The organism is Paenibacillus sp. sg306046 (genome assembly GCF_059821225.1).
This window is the reverse complement of the sequence record NZ_JCAMRT010000073.1, coordinates 1-1,680: the sequence shown is the minus strand read 5'-3', so window position 1 is coordinate 1,680 and position 1,680 is coordinate 1. Positions and strand designations below refer to the sequence as shown.

General features: G+C 57.9%; 1 protein-coding gene. It reads right to left on the bottom strand.

From position 1 onward, the window contains the following. Positions 1-52 precede the first annotated feature (52 nt). Positions 53-1,605, bottom strand: a protein-coding gene (locus tag AC6ROY_RS25305) for an IS3 family transposase (RefSeq protein WP_500103327.1) whose coding sequence is annotated in 2 segments (ribosomal slippage) — positions 53-1,134 and positions 1,134-1,605 — 1,554 coding nt in all. Because the reading frame shifts where the segments join, the coding sequence is not laid out codon by codon here. Positions 1,606-1,680 lie beyond the last annotated feature (75 nt).

The window sequence follows — 1,680 nt, the reverse complement described above, 5'->3', positions numbered from 1 at the left end:
CGGCGTTTGTCAAGATAGTTGTCGCTAATCTCAAAATGTAGTTGTGCTAGAGTTAGCCTTTTTGCTCAGCTTGAATAACCGTTGCCTTTTCGGGATTTAACCAGACTTCCTCATCGAGGCTCCAGTCGCGCGTGGCTCCCGACCAGCGAGCGGGATGTGCCGCTTTTGCCGTCTTATAGACCTGTTTGCGACGCTCGAAGATCTGTTCCGCAAGCCCCTCATGTCGTTGGCTCGGTGTCAGGAAGTTCAAGCCGCTGTGACGGTGTTCAGTGTTATACCAGTGGACGAATCGCAGCACCCATTCACGGGCCTCCGTCCGATCCGCGAATCCGTTTGCGGGATACTCCGGGCGGTACTTGCACGTGCGAAATACGGATTCCGCATACGGATTGTCATTGCTCACCCGCGGCCGGCTTCTGGAGGGCGTAATGCCCAGGCTGTACAACGTTTCCAGCAGCGTCGCCCCCTTCATGGGGCTGCCGTTATCCGAATGCAGCACAAGCGGTTTCTCGCGGATGACACACTGTTCCCGGATCACCGTTCTTCGGATTAACTGGCTCGCATGCTCGGCGGTTTCTTCTTCCCAAATCTCCCAGCCGACGATTTTCCGGCTGAATAGATCCAGCACCAGGTAGAGATAGTAGAAGAGTCCCCTGGCCGGTCCGGGCAACCACGTGATGTCCCACATCCACACCTGGTTCGCGCCTGTGGCGCTGTGGCTGGTGAGCGGTCTGGCGGTTCGCTTTTTGCTCCGTCCGCGTTCGTGCTGCTGGTTATGCTTGCGCATCACGCGGTAGAAGCTCGATTCGGAGGCGATGTACGTGCCTTGATCGGATAAAGCCGGAACGATCTGACTTGGCGGCAAACTCCGGAATTCCGCTTGATGCACGATGTCCAGGATCTGCTGCTCTTCCTCTGCACTGAGCTTGTGCGCTGGCATGGGACGTGTAGCAGCCGGTCGACCATCCTCGCCTCTGCCGCTACGGCGCCACCGCTGCAAGGTTCGCTGGGTAAGCCCAAGCGCCTCACAGGCGAGTCGTTCCCGCGCACCGGCTTCAACGGCTTCCTGAATCAGTGTGACGGCTAACGCGCGATCTGGGGCACTGATCATTCGTCCCCGGGCTCCCCCCAGATCGCCTGGGCCTTTTTTCGAAGCACCAACAAGGCGGCGGTTTCCGCCAAGGCAGCGTCTTTACGCTGCAACTCTCGGCTAATGTCACGCAGCTGCTGCTCCTTCACGCGCAACTCCTTTTGCAGCTTGCTCGCCTGCTCGGCAACGCCTCCGTTTGCCTGTAAACAGGCATCGCGCCATGCAGCCACCTGCTCGACATAAAGCCCTTTGCCGCGGCAATATTCCGACAGCTCGATCTCGCTTAAACCGGCGGTCTCCACCACGATGGCGAACTTCTCCTGGGTGCTCCAACGCGCGTTCGATTTTTCGCCCCCGGACTTTACTACGCCCTGCGCCAAGGCTGCCTTCTTCCACTTGTACAGCGTCGTTTCGGATATCCCGCTTTCTCTGGCAATCTGGCTGACCGATTCCGGGTTTGGCGGCATCAACCGCTCCACGATCCGCCGCTTCAATTCGCTGTCCATTTGGTTCATTGTCTCCACCTCGACCTCTCTGTTTCTTACTGTACATTCATTCGAGAGGTACGACAACTATTCTGACACAGGGGG